Origin of the sequence: Paucibacter sp. B51, assembly GCF_027863535.1 — a bacterium.
Classification (GTDB): domain Bacteria; phylum Pseudomonadota; class Gammaproteobacteria; order Burkholderiales; family Burkholderiaceae_C; genus Paucibacter_A; species Paucibacter_A aquatilis.
Genome location: NZ_JAPIVN010000001.1, coordinates 4,430,807 through 4,445,653, shown reverse-complemented (window position 1 = coordinate 4,445,653; position 14,847 = coordinate 4,430,807). Strand labels below are relative to the sequence as shown.

The 14,847-nt window shown below is 66.7% G+C and carries 12 protein-coding genes and 2 tRNA genes; 8 read left to right on the top strand and 6 right to left on the bottom strand.

All coding sequences use genetic code 11. The features are described 5' to 3' along the window. Positions 1 to 89: 89 nt before the first annotated feature. The 4 genes from OOB33_RS18775 (at position 90) to OOB33_RS18760 (ending at position 2,078) form a co-directional block, all read left to right on the top strand. Positions 90 to 164: transfer RNA gene (locus OOB33_RS18775), tRNA-Val, on the top strand. A gap of 77 nt (positions 165 to 241) precedes the next feature. Beyond that, positions 242 to 316 (top strand) — tRNA-Val (locus OOB33_RS18770). 195 nt (positions 317 to 511) lie between these two features. Beyond that, the gene (locus OOB33_RS18765; RefSeq protein ID WP_271009762.1) at positions 512 to 1,381 is read left to right on the top strand and encodes an alpha/beta hydrolase; all 870 of its coding nucleotides are present in this window, start codon (positions 512 to 514) and stop codon (positions 1,379 to 1,381) included. 79 nt (positions 1,382 to 1,460) lie between these two features. Further along, a complete protein-coding gene (locus OOB33_RS18760) occupies positions 1,461 to 2,078 on the top strand; it encodes a DUF3501 family protein (protein ID WP_271009761.1) in 618 nt (205 codons plus the stop codon). Positions 2,079 to 2,091: 13 nt separating this feature from the next. On the opposite strand, the gene OOB33_RS18755 is transcribed toward OOB33_RS18760, so the two are convergent. The 5 genes from OOB33_RS18755 to map form a co-directional block, all read right to left on the bottom strand. Further along, positions 2,092 to 2,715, bottom strand: coding sequence for a YitT family protein (locus OOB33_RS18755; RefSeq protein WP_102767083.1), 624 nt, complete (start codon positions 2,713 to 2,715; stop codon positions 2,092 to 2,094). Next, positions 2,712 to 2,930 (bottom strand): DUF2788 domain-containing protein, encoded by a 219-nt coding sequence (locus tag OOB33_RS18750; protein ID WP_102767082.1) that lies wholly within the window; start codon positions 2,928 to 2,930, stop codon positions 2,712 to 2,714. Before OOB33_RS18750 ends, OOB33_RS18755 begins: the two co-directional genes overlap by 4 nt. Before the next feature lie 52 nt (positions 2,931 to 2,982). Next, on the bottom strand, positions 2,983 to 3,765 hold the full coding sequence (locus tag OOB33_RS18745; protein WP_271009760.1) for a DUF2189 domain-containing protein: 783 nt from the start codon (positions 3,763 to 3,765) through the stop codon (positions 2,983 to 2,985). 126 nt (positions 3,766 to 3,891) lie between these two features. Further along, positions 3,892 to 6,501, bottom strand: a complete 2,610-nt coding sequence (locus OOB33_RS18740; RefSeq protein WP_271009759.1) for a [protein-PII] uridylyltransferase — start codon at positions 6,499 to 6,501, stop codon at positions 3,892 to 3,894. Positions 6,502 to 6,511: 10 nt separating this feature from the next. Further along, positions 6,512 to 7,324, bottom strand: a complete 813-nt coding sequence (map, locus tag OOB33_RS18735; protein WP_271009758.1) for a type I methionyl aminopeptidase — start codon at positions 7,322 to 7,324, stop codon at positions 6,512 to 6,514. Between the two features lie 131 nt (positions 7,325 to 7,455). On the opposite strand from map, the gene OOB33_RS18730 reads away from it, so the two are divergent. Further along, on the top strand, positions 7,456 to 8,670 hold the full coding sequence (locus tag OOB33_RS18730) for a DUF1624 domain-containing protein (protein ID WP_271009757.1): 1,215 nt from the start codon (positions 7,456 to 7,458) through the stop codon (positions 8,668 to 8,670). Here the strand turns inward: OOB33_RS18730 and OOB33_RS18725 are convergent. After that, a complete protein-coding gene (locus OOB33_RS18725) occupies positions 8,640 to 9,464 on the bottom strand; it encodes an undecaprenyl-diphosphate phosphatase (protein ID WP_271009756.1) in 825 nt (274 codons plus the stop codon). The genes OOB33_RS18730 and OOB33_RS18725 overlap by 31 nt on opposite strands. Before the next feature lie 224 nt (positions 9,465 to 9,688). Between OOB33_RS18725 and OOB33_RS18720 the strand changes: the two genes are divergently transcribed. The 3 genes from OOB33_RS18720 to OOB33_RS18710 all read left to right on the top strand — a co-directional run bounded on the left by OOB33_RS18720 (position 9,689) and on the right by OOB33_RS18710 (position 14,846). Next, positions 9,689 to 10,333, top strand: a complete 645-nt coding sequence (locus OOB33_RS18720; protein WP_271009755.1) for a TetR/AcrR family transcriptional regulator — start codon at positions 9,689 to 9,691, stop codon at positions 10,331 to 10,333. A gap of 114 nt (positions 10,334 to 10,447) precedes the next feature. Beyond that, positions 10,448 to 11,644: an efflux RND transporter periplasmic adaptor subunit gene (locus OOB33_RS18715; protein WP_271009754.1), complete on the top strand. Its 1,197-nt coding sequence runs from the start codon at positions 10,448 to 10,450 to the stop codon at positions 11,642 to 11,644. 13 nt (positions 11,645 to 11,657) lie between these two features. After that, positions 11,658 to 14,846 carry an efflux RND transporter permease subunit gene (locus OOB33_RS18710; protein ID WP_271009753.1) on the top strand — a complete coding sequence of 1,063 codons (3,189 nt, stop codon included), beginning with the start codon at positions 11,658 to 11,660 and terminating at the stop codon, positions 14,844 to 14,846. The last annotated feature ends 1 nt before the right edge of the window (position 14,847 follow it).

Here is a 14,847-nt window from a genome sequence, read left to right as displayed (position 1 = left end):
AAAACACGTGGCATAATAGAGGGCTTCCCGGTTAGCGAAGTTTGCAGGTTGAAAGACAAGCAAATGACGCACAGGCGACCAAGACAACCGGGCGGTTAGCTCAGCGGTAGAGCACTGCCTTCACACGGCAGGGGTCGCAGGTTCGAACCCTGCACCGCCCACCAGGTTTTTTGAACGGAGCTCGGCAATCGTATCGAGCCCACCCAAGAATCCTGATCGTCGTCGCCCGCCTCAGATTACCGGGCGGTTAGCTCAGCGGTAGAGCACTGCCTTCACACGGCAGGGGTCGCAGGTTCGAACCCTGCACCGCCCACCAGATCAAGCCCAGTGAACGAAAGTTCGCTGGGCTTTTTTCTTGCCCGCTTGTGCCTGGGCCTGCACCCGCTGTTGCGCCCATGCCGACAGTTAGGCTCCCAGGCCTGTCTCGCGGGGCTGGGCAAGCCTGTCGCAGTGGACAGCACCGGAGTGGCTTGGCATGCTGCCAAGGCCCCAGCTCTTTGAGGATTCCTCCATGCTTCGACGCAGCGCCGAATGGTTCGATGCCCAGTACAACAACCGGGCGCGTGTGCCCGACAGTGCGGTGCTGCTCGATCGTTGGACGCGCGCCTCGCAGCTGGTGCGGGATCAGGCACCTTGCGTCCTCGACATCGCCTATGGCGCCGCGCCCAGCGAGCGGCTCGATGTGTTTCCGACCGAAGCGGCGCAGGCGCCCGTGCTGGTGTTTCTGCACGGCGGTTACTGGCGTGCCCTCGATAAATCGGACCATTCCTTTGTCGCCAGCGCCTTCACCGACGAGGGCGCGATGGTGGTGGTGCCCAATTACGCGCTCTGCCCCTCGGTCAGCATGGAGCGCATTCCGCTGCAGCTGGTGCACAGCCTAGCCTGGGTCTGGCGCCATGCCGCCCAGCATGGGGGCGATCCCAACCGCATCGTGCTGGTCGGGCATTCGGCCGGGGCGCATCTGGCCGCCATGCTGAGCTGCTGCGACTGGAAATCGGTGGCGCCCGATCTGCCGCGCCATCTGGTCAAGGGTGTGCTCTCGATCTCGGGCCTGCATGACCTGGCCCCGATCCGGCAGACGCCGTTTCTGCAGGGCGACTTGAAGCTCGATGCCGACAGCGTGCGGCGCCTCAGTCCGGTGCATTTCCCTGCACCGGACACGCCGCTGTATGCGGTCTGCGGCAGCGAGGAGAGCGAGGAATTTCGGCGCCAGAACCGCTTGATCCGCCAGGCCTGGGGCCGGCGCGCCGTGCCCATCTGCGAGGAGATTGCCGGCTGCAACCACTTCGACATCCTGCATGACCTGGCCGATCCGCAAGGCCGCAGCCACCAGCTGGCGCGCAAGCTGCTCGATCTGCGCTGGTACAGCGCCTTGCTCTGAGGTCAAGCTCCGCCGTGCCGTTGGATTGGCGCGCTACCATGCGGTCGCGCCCAGAGATGGTGGAGCGCGAAGGAGATTCATGAGCATCAGCGCAGACAGCGTGTTGAGCCTCGAGGCTTACAGCGACTACCGGCGAGCCCACCACGAGGACATCCTGGAGCACCGGCAGCGCCGATCGGTGCTGCTGGGCGAGCACATGCGTCTGCAGTTCGAGAGCGAGCAGACCCTGCGCTACCAGCTGCAGGAGGTCTTGCTGGCCGAGCGCTTGGTCGACCCTGAGGATGTGGAACGCGAGCGCGTGCTCTACGCGGCCTTGGCACCGCGCGGCAGCGACTGGCGGGCCACGCTGATGATCGAGTTTGCCGACGCCCGCCAGCGCGAGCAGGAGTTGCCCCAGCTGGCCGGCGTCGAGCAGCGCTTTTTCGTGGAGATTCAAGGCCTGGGCCGGGTCTACGCCGTGGCCAATGAGGACATGCCGCCGGAGCCCAAAGCTGGCTCGCCCGATGGCGCCGCGCCGGCCGCGCCCGCGGCGGTGAGCTCGATTCATTTTCTGCGATTCGATTTCAGCCCCGAGCAGCGCGACGCCTTGCGCACCGGCGCCTCGGTCGCCGTGGGCTGTGAACATCCGGCCTATCCGGTCGATGCCGAGATCCCTGCGGCCACCTTGAGCAGCCTGCTGGGCGATTTCAGCAACTGAGCCCGGGCGAGGCTCAGGACATGCCGACGTAGCGCCCGGGTCGGTGGTTGATGGCCAGGGCCGCATTGATGGCCACCATACCGACCAAGGACAGGCCCACGCGCTCGGGGGCGACAAAGGCCAGGGCGCTGAGCAAGATCAGGCCATCGAGGCCGGCCTGCACATAGCCGGCGCGCCAGCCGCGCTTTTCCTGCAGGTAGAGCACCAGCACATTGAGCCCCCCCAGCGAGGCGCGGTGGCGGAACAGGATCAGCATGCCGGCGCCGATCAAGAGGCCGCCGGTGATGGCGGCGAACCAGATGTTGAGCTCGGCGAATTTCAGCCAGTGCGGCAGCACCTCGGCCAGCAGGGCCATCAGGCTGACCGCGGCGATGGTGCGCAGGGTGAAGGGCAGGCCCATGCGCCGGTAGGCCAGCCAGTAAAACGGCAGATTGATGCAGAAGAACAGGGCGCCGAAGGGCAGGCCCGAGGCGTAGTGCAGCAAGAAGGCGATGCCCACCGTGCCGCCGGTCAGCATGCCGGCCTGCTTGAACAGCGCCACGCCCAGGGCCACGAACAAGGTGCCGGTGACGATGGCCTGCACATCCTCCAGCGGCGAGTGGCGGAAGCTGCGGCTCAGGGTCTCGCGCAAGCTCATCCGGTGATGCCCGACATGAAGTACTTGATCACGCCCTTGGCCAGAAAACCGACCAGGCCGAAGCCCAGGCCCAGCAGCAGGATGAAGGTGCCGAAGCGGCCGGCCTTGGACTCGCGGGCCAGCTGCAGGATGATGAACACCATATAGGCCATGAAACCGCCCACGCCCCAGGTGAGGCAAAACTGGGCGAGCTCCTGTTCGCTGTATCCAAACATCCTGGTGTCTTTCGGTCCGGTCCGGTCTTGGCGTCTGTGGTTTGGCGTTCGTTCAGTCGTGCACGCTGACCAGATCGCGGTAGGCATGCCAGCTGGCATGGCCCAGCAAGGGCACGACCAGCACCAGGCCGATCATGAAGCTGGCCATGCCCAGCAGGGTCAGCAGCATGATGATGGCGGCCCACAAGGCCACCGGTGCCGGGTACTCCATGACCACGCGCCAGCTGGTGAAGACAGCACCGAGCACGCCGATGTCGCGGTCCAGCAGCAGGGGCACGGCGACCAGGGTGGAGGCAAACACCGGCGCAGCCAGCAGGGCGCCCAGGGCCAGCCAGGCTTCGAACAACGGTGTCTCTTCGTTCAGCACCACATGGCGGATGAAATCAATCGGCTCGCGAATGGCGTGGCCGCTGAAACCGGTGATCAGCGAGGCCGAGGTCATCACCCAGCCGGTGCCGGCAAAGGCCAGCAGCACGCCGAACACCACCAGCCGCCCATCGCGCGGCCACCAGGTGTGCAGCACGGTGTGCAGGTTGGGTGAGCGGCCCAGCTCCAGATCACGGCTGATCACGTAGAGGCCTGTGGCCAGGATGGGGGCCACCAGCAAGAAGCCGCTGAAGGCACCGACCAGCAGCCAGAAATGATGGCGCGCCAGCAGCACGATCACCGCGCCGGCGATGGCCATGGCCATGCCATGGGCCAGCGAGGCACCCGGGCAACGCCAGATGTCGCGCCAGCCGCGGGCCAGCCAGCCCAGGGGGCGCAAGGCGGGGATGGGCTTCACGCCAAATTTGCGTGACTGCGCCAGGGCTTTTTCGGTGTCCAGAAAGGGCATGGGGTGCGGTGCGAGCTCAGGGAAGATGATGACATGCTCGCATGTCGCGGTCCTTGATGCCCATCAAGACAAACACGGGTGCAGGTCTGCATGCGCGCGGCGCGGCGGAGCGGCGTGCGCCGGGTATCAAGCCGGCAGGCTCACCGCGTCGAGCAATTCACTTTCGATCTGCAGCTGTGCCCGGTTGTGCTGCAGGGCCGGGCCATCGACGAGGAAGGTGTCTTCCACCCGCTCGCCCAGGGTGGAGATCTTGGCCAGCTGCAGATTGATGCCGTGACGGGCCAGCACGCGGGCGATGGCGTAGAGCAGGCCGGCGCGGTCGCTGGTGCTGATGGACAGCAGCCAGGCCTGGCCGCGCTCGTCGGGCCGCAGGGCAATGCGCGGGGTGTAGGGGAAGCTCTTGACGCGGCGCGAGAGTCGGCCACGGCGCGGCTCGGGCAGCGGGCCCTCGGCCTTGAGCGCCTGGCTCAGCTTGTTCTCCACCAGGGGCACGAGGTCACGGTGGTTGAGCTCCAAGTCGGGGCTGATGACCTGGAAGGTGTCCAGGGCGAAACCGCGCTTGGTGGTGTGCACCTTGGCGTCCAGGATGTTGAAACCGGCGCCGTCGAAATAACCGCAGATGCGGGCGAACAGGTCCTGGCGGTCGGGCGCGTAGACCAGCACCTGCAGACCTTCGCCAATTGGCGAGGGCCGGGCCTGGACCACCGGCGTGGCCGTTTGAACATGGCGCCAGAGCGAGCGCGCATGCCAGGCCAGCTCGCCCGCCTCGTGGCGCGCGAAATAGCTGATGGCCAGGGTCTCCCAAAGCGCGGTCTCGGTGCCGGGCAGCATGGAGTGCAGGGCCAGGCTGTGGCGGGCCTCGTTCTTGCGCGCCTCGATCTCGGCAGCCAGATTGGGCTGGGCGCCGCCCAGGGCGCGCAGGGCCAAGCGGTAGAGGTCTTCCAGCAGCTTGCCCTTCCAGGCATTCCAGACCTTGGGGCTGGTGCCGCGGATGTCGGCCACGGTCAGCAGGTAGAGGGCGGTCAGGTGGCGGGCGTCGCCGACCTTGGCCACATAACTCTGGATCACCTCGGGGTCGGAGAGGTCTTCTTTCTGCGCCACGCGCGAGTGGGTCAGGTGGTGGCGCACCAGGAAGACCACCAGCTCGCTGTCTTCCTTGCTCAGGCCGTGGTCGCGGCAGAAGCGCCGCGCGTCGTCGGCGCCGAGGTCGGAGTGGTCGCCGCCGCGGCCCTTGGCCACATCGTGGAAGAGTGCGGCGATGTAGAGTAGCTCGGGCTTGTCCCACTGCGAGGCCAGCTGCGAGCAGAAGGCGTACTCGTGCGCATGCTCGGGGATGAAGAAACGGCGCACATTGCGCAGCACCATCAGGATGTGCTGGTCCACGGTGTAGACGTGGAACAGGTCGTGCTGCATCTGGCCGACGATGCCGCGGAACACCCAGAGATAACGGCCCAGCACCGAGGTCTGGTTCATCAGCCGGAAGGCATGCGTCTGCCCCTCGGGCTGGCGCAGGATCTGCATGAAGGTGGCGCGGTTCACCGGGTCGCGGCGGAAGGCCGCGTCCATCTGCTCGCGGGCGTTGTAGAGCGCGCGCAGGGTGCGGGCCGACAGGCCCTTGATGCCGGGCGTCTGCTGGTAGACCAGAAAGGTGCGCAGGATGGCATGAGGCTCGCGCTGGTAGAGCTCGTCGCTGGCCACCTCGAGCATGCCGGCCCGGTCCAGGAACTGCGCCTCGTGGCCGGGGATGGGGCGCATCAGCCCTTGTTGCGAGCCGTTGATCTGCTCCTCCAGATTGAGCAGCAGGATCTGGTTCAGCTGGGTCACGGCTTTGGCCGCCCAGTAGAAGCGCCGCATCAGCACCTCGGAGGCACGCTGTTCCTTGGTGGACTGATAGCCAAAGCTCTCGGCCACGGCGGTTTGCAGATCGAAAACCAGGCGATCCTCGCGCCGCCCCGCCACCGCATGCAGGCGCGCGCGGATCAGCTTGAGCAGGCCTTCGTTGCGCTGCAGCTGGCGGCTCTCAAAGGCCGTGATCAGGCCGCGCGTGGCCAGGGCCTTCCAGGTGTGGCCCAGGCCAGCGGCGCGGGCGATCCAGATCAGCACCTGCAGATCGCGCAGGCCGCCCGGGCTTTCCTTGCAGTTGGGTTCCAGCGAGTAGGGCGTGTCGTCGAACTTGGTGTGGCGCTGTTGCGCTTCCAGTGTCTTGGCGCGCAAGAAGGCGCTGACATCCAGATGCTCGTGCTGGCGCTGCACCAGCTGCTTGAACAGCGGCCGCGCGCCGGCCAGGGGGCGAGCTTCCAGCAGAGCGGTCTGCACCGTCACATCGCCGGCGGCCTCTTGCAGGCATTCGCCCAGGGTGCGCACCGAGGAGCCCAGCTCCAGACCGATGTCCCAGCAGGCGGTGATGAAGGCCTCGATGCTTTGCTTGACGGCGCCCGGCTGGTGCGCCTCAACGCCGTCGGGCAGCAGCAGCAGCACATCGACATCGGAGAAGGGGAAGAGCTCGCCGCGGCCATAGCCGCCCACGGCCACCAGGCAGAAGCCCGGCGGCATGGCCGCCTGGGCCCAGAGCTGCTGCAGGATGCCGTCGACATGGCGCGCCAGCTGGCGCAGCAGGCGCTGGGCGGCGCGCTGCGTGGGCGGGCCGGCGCGGAAGGCGTCGATCAGCGCCTGCTTGCCGCTCTTGAGCTGCTGGCGCAGCTCGACCACAGGGTTGGCGCTGCTGCTGCTGGCCATGGCGGCGCCCTCAGGTGCGGGTGCTGCTGATGAAGGCGGGCAGGGCGGGGCTGCCCTCGGACAGGGTGAAGACCTCGTAGCCGGTCTCGGTCACCATCAGCGTGTGTTCCCACTGGGCGGACAGGGAGCGGTCCTTGGTGACGATGGTCCAGCCATCGCCGGTTTCCTTGATCTCGCGGCGGCCGGCGTTGATCATGGGCTCGATGGTGAAGACCATGCCGGGCACCAGCTCTTCCAGCGTGCCAGGGCGGCCGTAGTGCAGCACCTGCGGCTCTTCGTGGAAGACCTGGCCGATGCCGTGGCCGCAGAACTCGCGCACGATGGAAAAGCCATTGCTCTCGGCAAAGCTCTGGATGGCATGGCCGATGTCGCCCAGGCGTGCGCCCGGCTTGACCTTGGCGATTCCTTTCCACATGGCCTCGTAGGTGAAGGCGCACAGGCGCTTGGCGGCGATGGAGCCCTCGCCGACCACAAACATGCGGCTGGTGTCGCCATGCCAGCCATCCTTGATGACGGTGACGTCGATGTTGACGATGTCGCCGTTCTTCAGCGCCCGGTCATTGGGGATGCCGTGGCAGACCTGGTGGTTGACCGAGGTGCAGATGGACTTGGGGTAGGGGATGTAGCCGGCCGGCGTGTAGTTCAGCGGCGCGGGGATGGCCTGCTGGACGTTGACGATGTAGTCATGCGCCAGCTTGTCGAGTTGTTCGGTGGTGATGCCCGGTTTGACATGCGGGGTCAGCATGTCCAGCACCTCGGAGGCCAGGCGCCCGGCAATGCGCAAGGCCGGGATGTCGGCGCCGGATTTGATCGTGATCGTCATGGGGCGGGATTTTACGTGCTGCGCCGCCGGCTTGCCCTGCCTACCATCGCGGCTAATTGGTTCTGGGCTCTTGGGTCCGGGCTCTCGGTTCTGGGTTGGGCCTGCGGCGACGGGCGGGAGGGGCAGCAGGGATGACACAGGCAAGCGAAGCGGGCTCGGGCGGCGCAGGATCAGACCCCCTGGAGCGGAGTGCCCGGCCCTCGGCCCACCGGCTCGGTGCCATCGATCTCTTGCGCGGCCTGGTGGTGGCGCTGATGGCGCTGGACCACACGCGTGACTTTTTCGCGCCCCTGAACTTCAACCCGCTGGATCTGAGTCAGAGCAGCCCGGCCTGGTTCTTGACGCGCTGGATCACGCATCTGTGCGCGCCGACCTTTGTGCTGCTGGCGGGGCTGTCGGCCTGGCTGCGCGGCCAGCGCCACAGCCGCGCGGACATGAGCCGCTATCTGCTGAGCCGCGGCGCCATGCTCGTGCTGCTGGAGCTGAGCTGGGTCAGCTTCAGCTGGCAGTTTGGTTTCGAGACCCTGATCTTGCAGGTGATCTGGGCCATCGGTGTGTCCATGATGGCGCTGGGCCTGCTGATCTGGCTGCCGCGCTGGGCCGTGATCGCCGTGGCCGCCGGCCTGATCCTGCCGCACAACCTGCTCGATGCCTGGCATGACGAGGGCGCCAGCTGGGCCTTCATGCTCTGGCACCAGGGTGGCTACTTCAAGCCGGCCGCCGCCGGGCCGGGGGTGATGGTGGTGTATCCGCTGATGCCCTGGATCGGCTGGATGGCGGCCGGCTATGCGCTCGGGCCGCTGCTGCGCGCGCCGGCGGCGCCGCGTCAACGCTTTCTGCTGCGGGCGGCCCTGGGCTTGCTGTTGGGCTTTGTGCTGCTGCGTGCCACGGGTCTTTACGGCGACCCGCATCCCTGGGTGGCCCAGGGGCGGCCGTTCTGGCACGAGGCCCTGGCCTTCATCGACGTGCACAAATACCCGCCCTCGCTGCTCTACCTGGCCATCACCGGGGCCTTCACCTTGGCTGCGCTGGCCCTTCTGGAGCGCGCGATGGAGGGTGGGCGCTTGCAGCCACCCGCAGCGCTGATGCTGTTCGGCCGCCACGCGCAGTTCTTCTACCTGTTGCACATCGCCCTGATCCATGGGCTGGCGGGCGCCTGGTACTGGCTGCGCTACGGCGCCTTGCCCAGCGACGGGGCGCACATGCCGGCCGGCTATGCGCCCTCGCTGTGGGTTTGCTATGGCGCCTGGCTGGGCGTGCTGGGCCTGATGTGGGTGCTGTGTCGCGCCTGGAGCCGCTGGAAGCGGAGTCGGGCTCAGTCCTTCCAGACGATGATGCCGAAGTAAGAGGTGACCAGCACGATCACGCCGAACACGATGCGGTAGTAGGCGAAGGGCACAAAGCTGTGGCTGGAGATGTAGCGCAGCAGCCAGCGCACGCAGATCCAGGCGCTGATGAAGGAGAACAGCAGGCCGACCGCGAACATGGGCACATCGTCCATGCTGAGCAGGGCGCGCTCCTTGAGCAGGCTGTAGGCGCCGGCGCCGATCAGGGTCGGGATGGCCAGGAAGAAGGAGAAATCGGTTGCGGCCTTGCGCGACAGGCCCATGAGCATGCCGCCGATGATGGTGGAGCCCGAGCGGCTGGTGCCCGGCACCATGGCCAGACACTGGATCAGGCCGACCTTGAGCGCGTCCAGCGACGTCATATCGTCCACATGGGCGATGCGCACGGCCGCTTGTTGACGGCGCTCGGCCCAGAGGATGATGAAGCCGCCGATGATGAAGGTGCTGGCCACCACGGTGGGCGTGAACAGATGCGCCTTGATGGCCTTGCCAAACAGCAGGCCCAGGATCACGGCCGGCAAAAAGCCTATGGCGACATTGAGGGTGAAGCGACGGGCGCGGGCATCCGAGCCCAGGCCGGTGGCCACTTCACGCAGACGTTGCCAGTAGACCAGGATGACGGCGAAGATGGCGCCGGTCTGGATGGCGATGTCGAAGACCTTGCTCTTGGCATCGTCGAAGCCCAGCAAAGCGCCGGCCAGGATCAAATGGCCTGTGGACGAGATGGGTAGGAACTCGGTCAGCCCCTCGACGATGCCCATGATGGCGGCCTTGATCAGCAAAACGATGTCCACGCAGGGCACTCCCTCTGTCGCTAAAAGTCTCAAAAATGTCGGAAAAACGGGCCGGATGATAGCTGGTGGGTCATGACGGCCCGCTGAGCGTGCCGCTCGCCGGCCCCGATTGACCTGGCTCGATGCCGCCGCCTATATTGCTGACCCATTGGTCAGTAACGCTCTGTTTACACCCCATGGCTGCGCCATCTTCGCCTCCTGTTTCGCGTTCCGAGCCAGCCGTGGTGAGCCCGGCTGCGCGCCAGCGCCGCAAGCAATCGCGTCCGCAGGAACTGCTGGCCGCGGCGCTCGAGTTGTTCGTGGAAAAAGGCTTTGCCGCGACCCGCACCGAGGAAGTGGCGGCCCGCGCGGGCGTCTCCAAAGGCACGCTCTATCTTTACTACCCGAGCAAGCAGGATTTGTTCAAGGCCGTGGTGCGCGAGTGCCTGGTGGCCCAGATTCACGAGGCCGCCGCGCTCAGTGCCCTGCACCAGGGCCCCGTGGCCGAGCTTTTGGGCCAGGTGCTGCAGGCCTGGTGGCAGCGTGTGGGGCAGAGCACGGCCGGCGGCATCGCCAAGATCATGGTGGCCGAGGCGCGCAACTTCCCGGAGCTGGCGGCCTTCTACACCGAGGAGGTGATCCTGCCCATCCAGGCCCTGCTGGTGGGGCTGATCGAGCGCGGCGTGGCGCGCGGCGAGTTCCGCCCGGTGCCGGTGGAAGCGACGGTGCATGTGCTGATCGGGCCCATCCTGCACATGATTCTTTACCAACATTCCTTCGCGGCCTGTGCCTGTGGCGGGCCCACAATCGAGCCCGCCGCGGTCCTGGAAGTGCAGCTTGATCTGATGCTGCGCGGGCTCCTGGCGCCGGCTGTGGCTTGTCCGACATGAGTGCGTGTGCGGGCAGGGCGCTTCGGGCCCGCTGTCTTTGCGCGCGGCGCTTGTTGTGTTCATCCCCTGGCGCGTCCTGGCCGCATCAGGCCTGAAAAGAAGAGTGTTCATCGCATGAAGCTTTGGTTGAAGATCGCCGTTCCCGTGCTGGGTGTCTTGGTGTTGCTGGGCCTGGCGGGCTCCTGGATGAAGGGGCGTGGGTCCGCGGGGTCGTCCGCTTCAGCATCTGCCCCGGCTGCAGCCAGCAAGGCGCCGGTGTCCCTGGCCCTGGCCGAGATCGACCTGGCGCGGGTGCAGCGCCTGCGTTTTGCGCAAACCCTGGAACTTAGCGGCAGCTTGAAAGCCCGCGAGTCGGTGGTGATCAAGGCTAAAGTCGCCGGTGAGCTGCAGCGCCTGGATGTGCGCGAGGGCGACAGCGTGCGCGCTGGCCAGGCCCTGGGCCAGATCGACCCGGTCGAAGTGGACCTGCGCCTGCGCCAGGCCCAGGAGAACGCCGCCGCCGCCAAATCGCAGCTGGACATCGCGCAGCGCAACCTCGACAACAACCGCGCCCTGGTGGCCCAGGGCTTTATTTCTTCCACCGCCATGGAGACCGCCAGTGCCAGTGCGGCCGGAGCCCGTGCCACCCTGCAAGCGGCCGAGGCCGCCGTGGGCCTGGCCCGCAAGGCGCGGGCAGATGCCCAGCTGGTCTCGCCGATTGCCGGCCAGGTGGCGCAGCGCCTGGCCCAGCCGGGCGAGCGCCTGCCCTTGGATGCGCGGGTGCTGGAAATCGTCAACCTGAGCCAGCTGGAGCTGGAAGCGGCCGTGGCGCCCGAGCTCAGCGTCGGCCTCAAGCCGGGCGCAGCGGCCCAGCTGCAGGTGGAGGGCCTGGCCGAGCCAGTGCCGGCCACGGTGGCACGCATCAACCCGGCCACGCAGAGCGGCTCGCGCTCGGTCATGGTCTACCTGCGCCTGGAGGGCCGGCCGGGCTTGCGCCAGGGCATGTTTGCCCGCGGCCGCATCTTGCTGGACGAACGTGAGGCCCTGGTCGCGCCGGCCTCCAGCCTGCGTCTGGACAAGGCCAAGCCCTATGTGCTGCAGATCGCTGATGGCCGGGTCAAGGCCCAGACGGTGGAGCTGGGCGCCAGCGGCGAGGCGCTGATCCAGGGCCGCGGCGTGGCGGTGCAGGAGCTGCGCTCGGGCGTGGCGGACGGCGCGCTGCTGCTGTCCTTGTCGGCCGGCCAGGTGCCGGAGGGCACGGCGGTGAGCTTGGCCGCTGCGCCAGCTGTACCGGCTTTACCGGCTGTAGCGTCTTCAGCGGCCTCACGCTGATCGGGCCGCCGCCATGTGGTTCACCCGCGTTTCCATCCAGAACCCCGTCATGGCCGTCATGGTCATGCTGGCTTTTGTCGTGCTGGGCCTGTTCAGCTACCAGCGCCTGTCGGTCGATCAGTTCCCCAATATCGACTTCCCCACCGTGGTGGTGCAGATGGACTATCCGGGCGCTTCGCCCGAGATCGTCGAGAGCGAAGTCACCAAGAAGGTGGAGGAGGCCGTCAACACGGTGGCCGGCATCAATGCCCTGACTTCGCGCTCGTATGAGGGCAGCTCGGTGGTCATCATCGAGTTCAACCTCGATGTCGACGGCCGCAAGGCCGCCGAGGATGTGCGCGAGAAAGTGGCCCTGATGCGGCCGCTGTTGCGCGACGAGGTCAAGGACCCGCGCATTTCACGCTTCGACCCGCAGAGCACGCCCATCTTCAATGTGGCCATCCTCTCGGAAGACGGCAAGAAGAACACCCAGGAGCTGACCACCTGGGCCACGCAGGTGCTGCAAAAGCGCCTGGAGAATGTGCGCGGCGTGGGCTCGGTCAGCGTGGTGGGCGGCTTGCAGCGCCAGATCCAGCTGCAGCTGCGCCCGCAGGCCATGGAGGCGCTGGGCATCACGGTGGACCAGGTGCTGGCCGCCGTGCGGAGCGAGAACCAGGAGCTGCCCATGGGCAATCTGCGCTCGCTGGAGCAGGAGCGGGTGGTGCAGATCAATGCCCGGCTCAAGCGGCCCGAGGATTTCCGCGACATCGTGGTGGCGCGCAAGGGCGGCGCCTCGGTCAAGCTCTGGCAGGTGGCCGATGTGGTGGACGGCCCGCAGGAGGTGGAGAGCCTGGCGCTCTACAACGGCCAGCGCACGGTGCTGCTGAGCGTGCAGAAGAGCCAGGGCGAGAACACCATCGAGGTGGTGGATGGCTTGCAGCGCGCGCTCAAAGAAGCGCAAGACCTGACCCCGCCGGGCGTCAAGGTCGAGGTCAACCGCGACAACTCGCGCGCGATCCGCGTCTCGGTGGCCAATGTCAAACGCACGCTGTTCGAGGGTGCGGCCCTGACCATCCTGATCGTGTTCCTGTTCCTGAACAGCTGGCGTTCGACCGTCATCACCGGCCTGACCCTGCCGATCGCCTTGATCGGTACCTTTCTGTTCATGTACGCCTTCGGCTTCACCATCAACAACATCACCATGATGGCGCTCAGCCTGTGCGTGGGCTTGTTGATCGACGACGCCATCGTCGTGCGCGAGAACATCGTGCGCCATGTGCAGATGGGCGCCACGCCGCGCCAGGCGGCGCTGGACGGCACGGCCGAGATCGGCTTGGCGGTGCTGGCCACCACCTTGTCCATCGTCGCGGTGTTCCTGCCCATCGGCTTCATGGGCGGCATCGTCGGCAAGTTCTTCCATGAGTTCGGCATCACCATCGTCGCGGCGGTGCTGATCTCCATGTTCGTCAGCTTCACCCTGGACCCGATGCTGTCCAGCGTCTGGCATGACCCGCAGGCGCATGGCGTGCACCGGGGGCCGCCGGTGACGCTGTACGACAAGACCCTGGGCCGCCTGACCGGCGCGGTCGATCGCTTCACCAACTGGCTGTCGGCGGGCTACCAGCGCATCCTGGCCTGGTCGCTGCGCCACAAGGGCGCAACCCTGCTGATCGCGCTGGCGACCTTTTTGTCCAGCTTTGTGTTGCTGGCCGGCGTGGGCAAGGAGTTTGTGCCCAAGGCCGACCTGTCCGAGACGCAGATCAATTTCTACACGCCCGTGGGCTCGGCCCTGGAGGTGACCGAGGCGCGCGCCAAGCAGATCGACGCCTTGCTGCGCGAGCTGCCCGAGGTGCGCTACACCGTGGCCACCATCAACAGCGGCTTTGCCGCCGGCAAGATCTACGGTGCCATCTACGTGCGCCTGGTCGACCGCAAGGACCGTCAGCGCAGCGTGGCCGATCTGGCCGAGCCGATGCGCCAGCGCCTGGCCACTGTGCCCGGCATCACCGTCACCAACATCGGCCAGACCGATCTGGGCGGCGGCAAGAGCCTGCAGTTTTCCATCCAGGGCAGCGATCTGGGCGAGCTGGAGCGCATCTCCAAGCAGGTGGTGGCGCGGCTGCAGAAGATCCCCGGCCTGGTCGACCTGGACACCACGCTCAAGCCCAACAAGCCGACCGTCTCGGTCGAGGTCAAGCGCGATGTGGCGGCCGATGCCGGCCTCAACGTCAATGCCCTGGCGGGCACGTTGCGCACCTTGCTGGCTGGCACCACGGTGGGCAACTGGCGCGCCTCGGACGGTGAGAACTACGACGTGCTGGTCCGCTTGGGGCCACAAAGCCGCGACTCCCTGGCCGACTTGCAGCGCATGCCCATCAATCTGCCGGCGGCCTCGGACGGCGCGCCGCGGGTGATGGCGCTTTCCCAGCTGGCCGAGGTGCGCCCCTCGACCGGGCCCAACCAGATCAACCGCCGCGATATGGCGCGCGAGATCACCATCGACGCCAACGCCCTGGGGCGCAGCTCGGGTGAGGTGTCGGCCGACATCAAGAAGGTGCTGGACGAGACCGCCTTCCCGCCCGGCTACCGCTACAGCTTTGGTGGCTCGACCAAGAACATGAACGAGTCCTTCCAGTACGCCGTGGGCGCCCTGGGCCTGGCCGTGGTCTTCATCTACATGATTCTGGCCAGCCAGTTCAAGAGCTTTTTGCAGCCGCTGGCGCTGATGAGCTCGCTGCCACTGACCCTGGTGGGTGTGTTCCTGGCCCTGCTCTTGTTCCGCTCCACGCTCAATATGTTCAGCGTCATCGGCATCGTCATGCTGATGGGGCTGGTGACCAAGAATGCGATTCTGTTGATCGACTTCGCCATCCGCTCGCGGGCCGGCCAGCATGGCAACGGGGTGGATCAGGAACCCATGGAGCGCGAGGCGGCCTTGCTGCATGCGGCCCATGTGCGGCTGCGGCCGATTCTGATGACCACCCTGGCCATGGTCTTCGGCATGGTGCCTTTGGCTTTTGCGCTGACCGAAGGCTCCGAGCAGCGCGCGCCCATGGGGCAGGCGGTGATTGGCGGGGTGATCACCTCCTCGCTGCTGACCCTGGTGGTGGTGCCGGTGATCTATTGCTATCTGGACGATCTGGCCGGCTGGGCGAAACGGCGCTGGACAGGAAATAGAATTCCCGCTGTACCGGGCACGGCCGACGCCGCCGCCGCGGATTGAC

What these genes read in the sequence shown, in the direction of transcription:
- OOB33_RS18765 (WP_271009762.1), top strand. Translation starts at nt 512, where the DNA reads ATGCTTCGACGCAGCGCCGAATGGTTCGATGCCCAGTACAACAACCGG.
- OOB33_RS18760 (WP_271009761.1), top strand. Translation starts at nt 1,461, where the DNA reads ATGAGCATCAGCGCAGACAGCGTGTTGAGCCTCGAGGCTTACAGCGAC.
- OOB33_RS18755 (WP_102767083.1), bottom strand. Translation starts at nt 2,715, where the DNA reads ATGAGCTTGCGCGAGACCCTGAGCCGCAGCTTCCGCCACTCGCCGCTG.
- OOB33_RS18750 (WP_102767082.1), bottom strand. Translation starts at nt 2,930, where the DNA reads ATGTTTGGATACAGCGAACAGGAGCTCGCCCAGTTTTGCCTCACCTGG.
- OOB33_RS18745 (WP_271009760.1), bottom strand. Translation starts at nt 3,765, where the DNA reads ATGCCCTTTCTGGACACCGAAAAAGCCCTGGCGCAGTCACGCAAATTT.
- OOB33_RS18740 (WP_271009759.1), bottom strand. Translation starts at nt 6,501, where the DNA reads ATGGCCAGCAGCAGCAGCGCCAACCCTGTGGTCGAGCTGCGCCAGCAG.
- map (WP_271009758.1), bottom strand. Translation starts at nt 7,324, where the DNA reads ATGACGATCACGATCAAATCCGGCGCCGACATCCCGGCCTTGCGCATT.
- OOB33_RS18730 (WP_271009757.1), top strand. Translation starts at nt 7,456, where the DNA reads ATGACACAGGCAAGCGAAGCGGGCTCGGGCGGCGCAGGATCAGACCCC.
- OOB33_RS18715 (WP_271009754.1), top strand. Translation starts at nt 10,448, where the DNA reads ATGAAGCTTTGGTTGAAGATCGCCGTTCCCGTGCTGGGTGTCTTGGTG.
- OOB33_RS18710 (WP_271009753.1), top strand. Translation starts at nt 11,658, where the DNA reads ATGTGGTTCACCCGCGTTTCCATCCAGAACCCCGTCATGGCCGTCATG.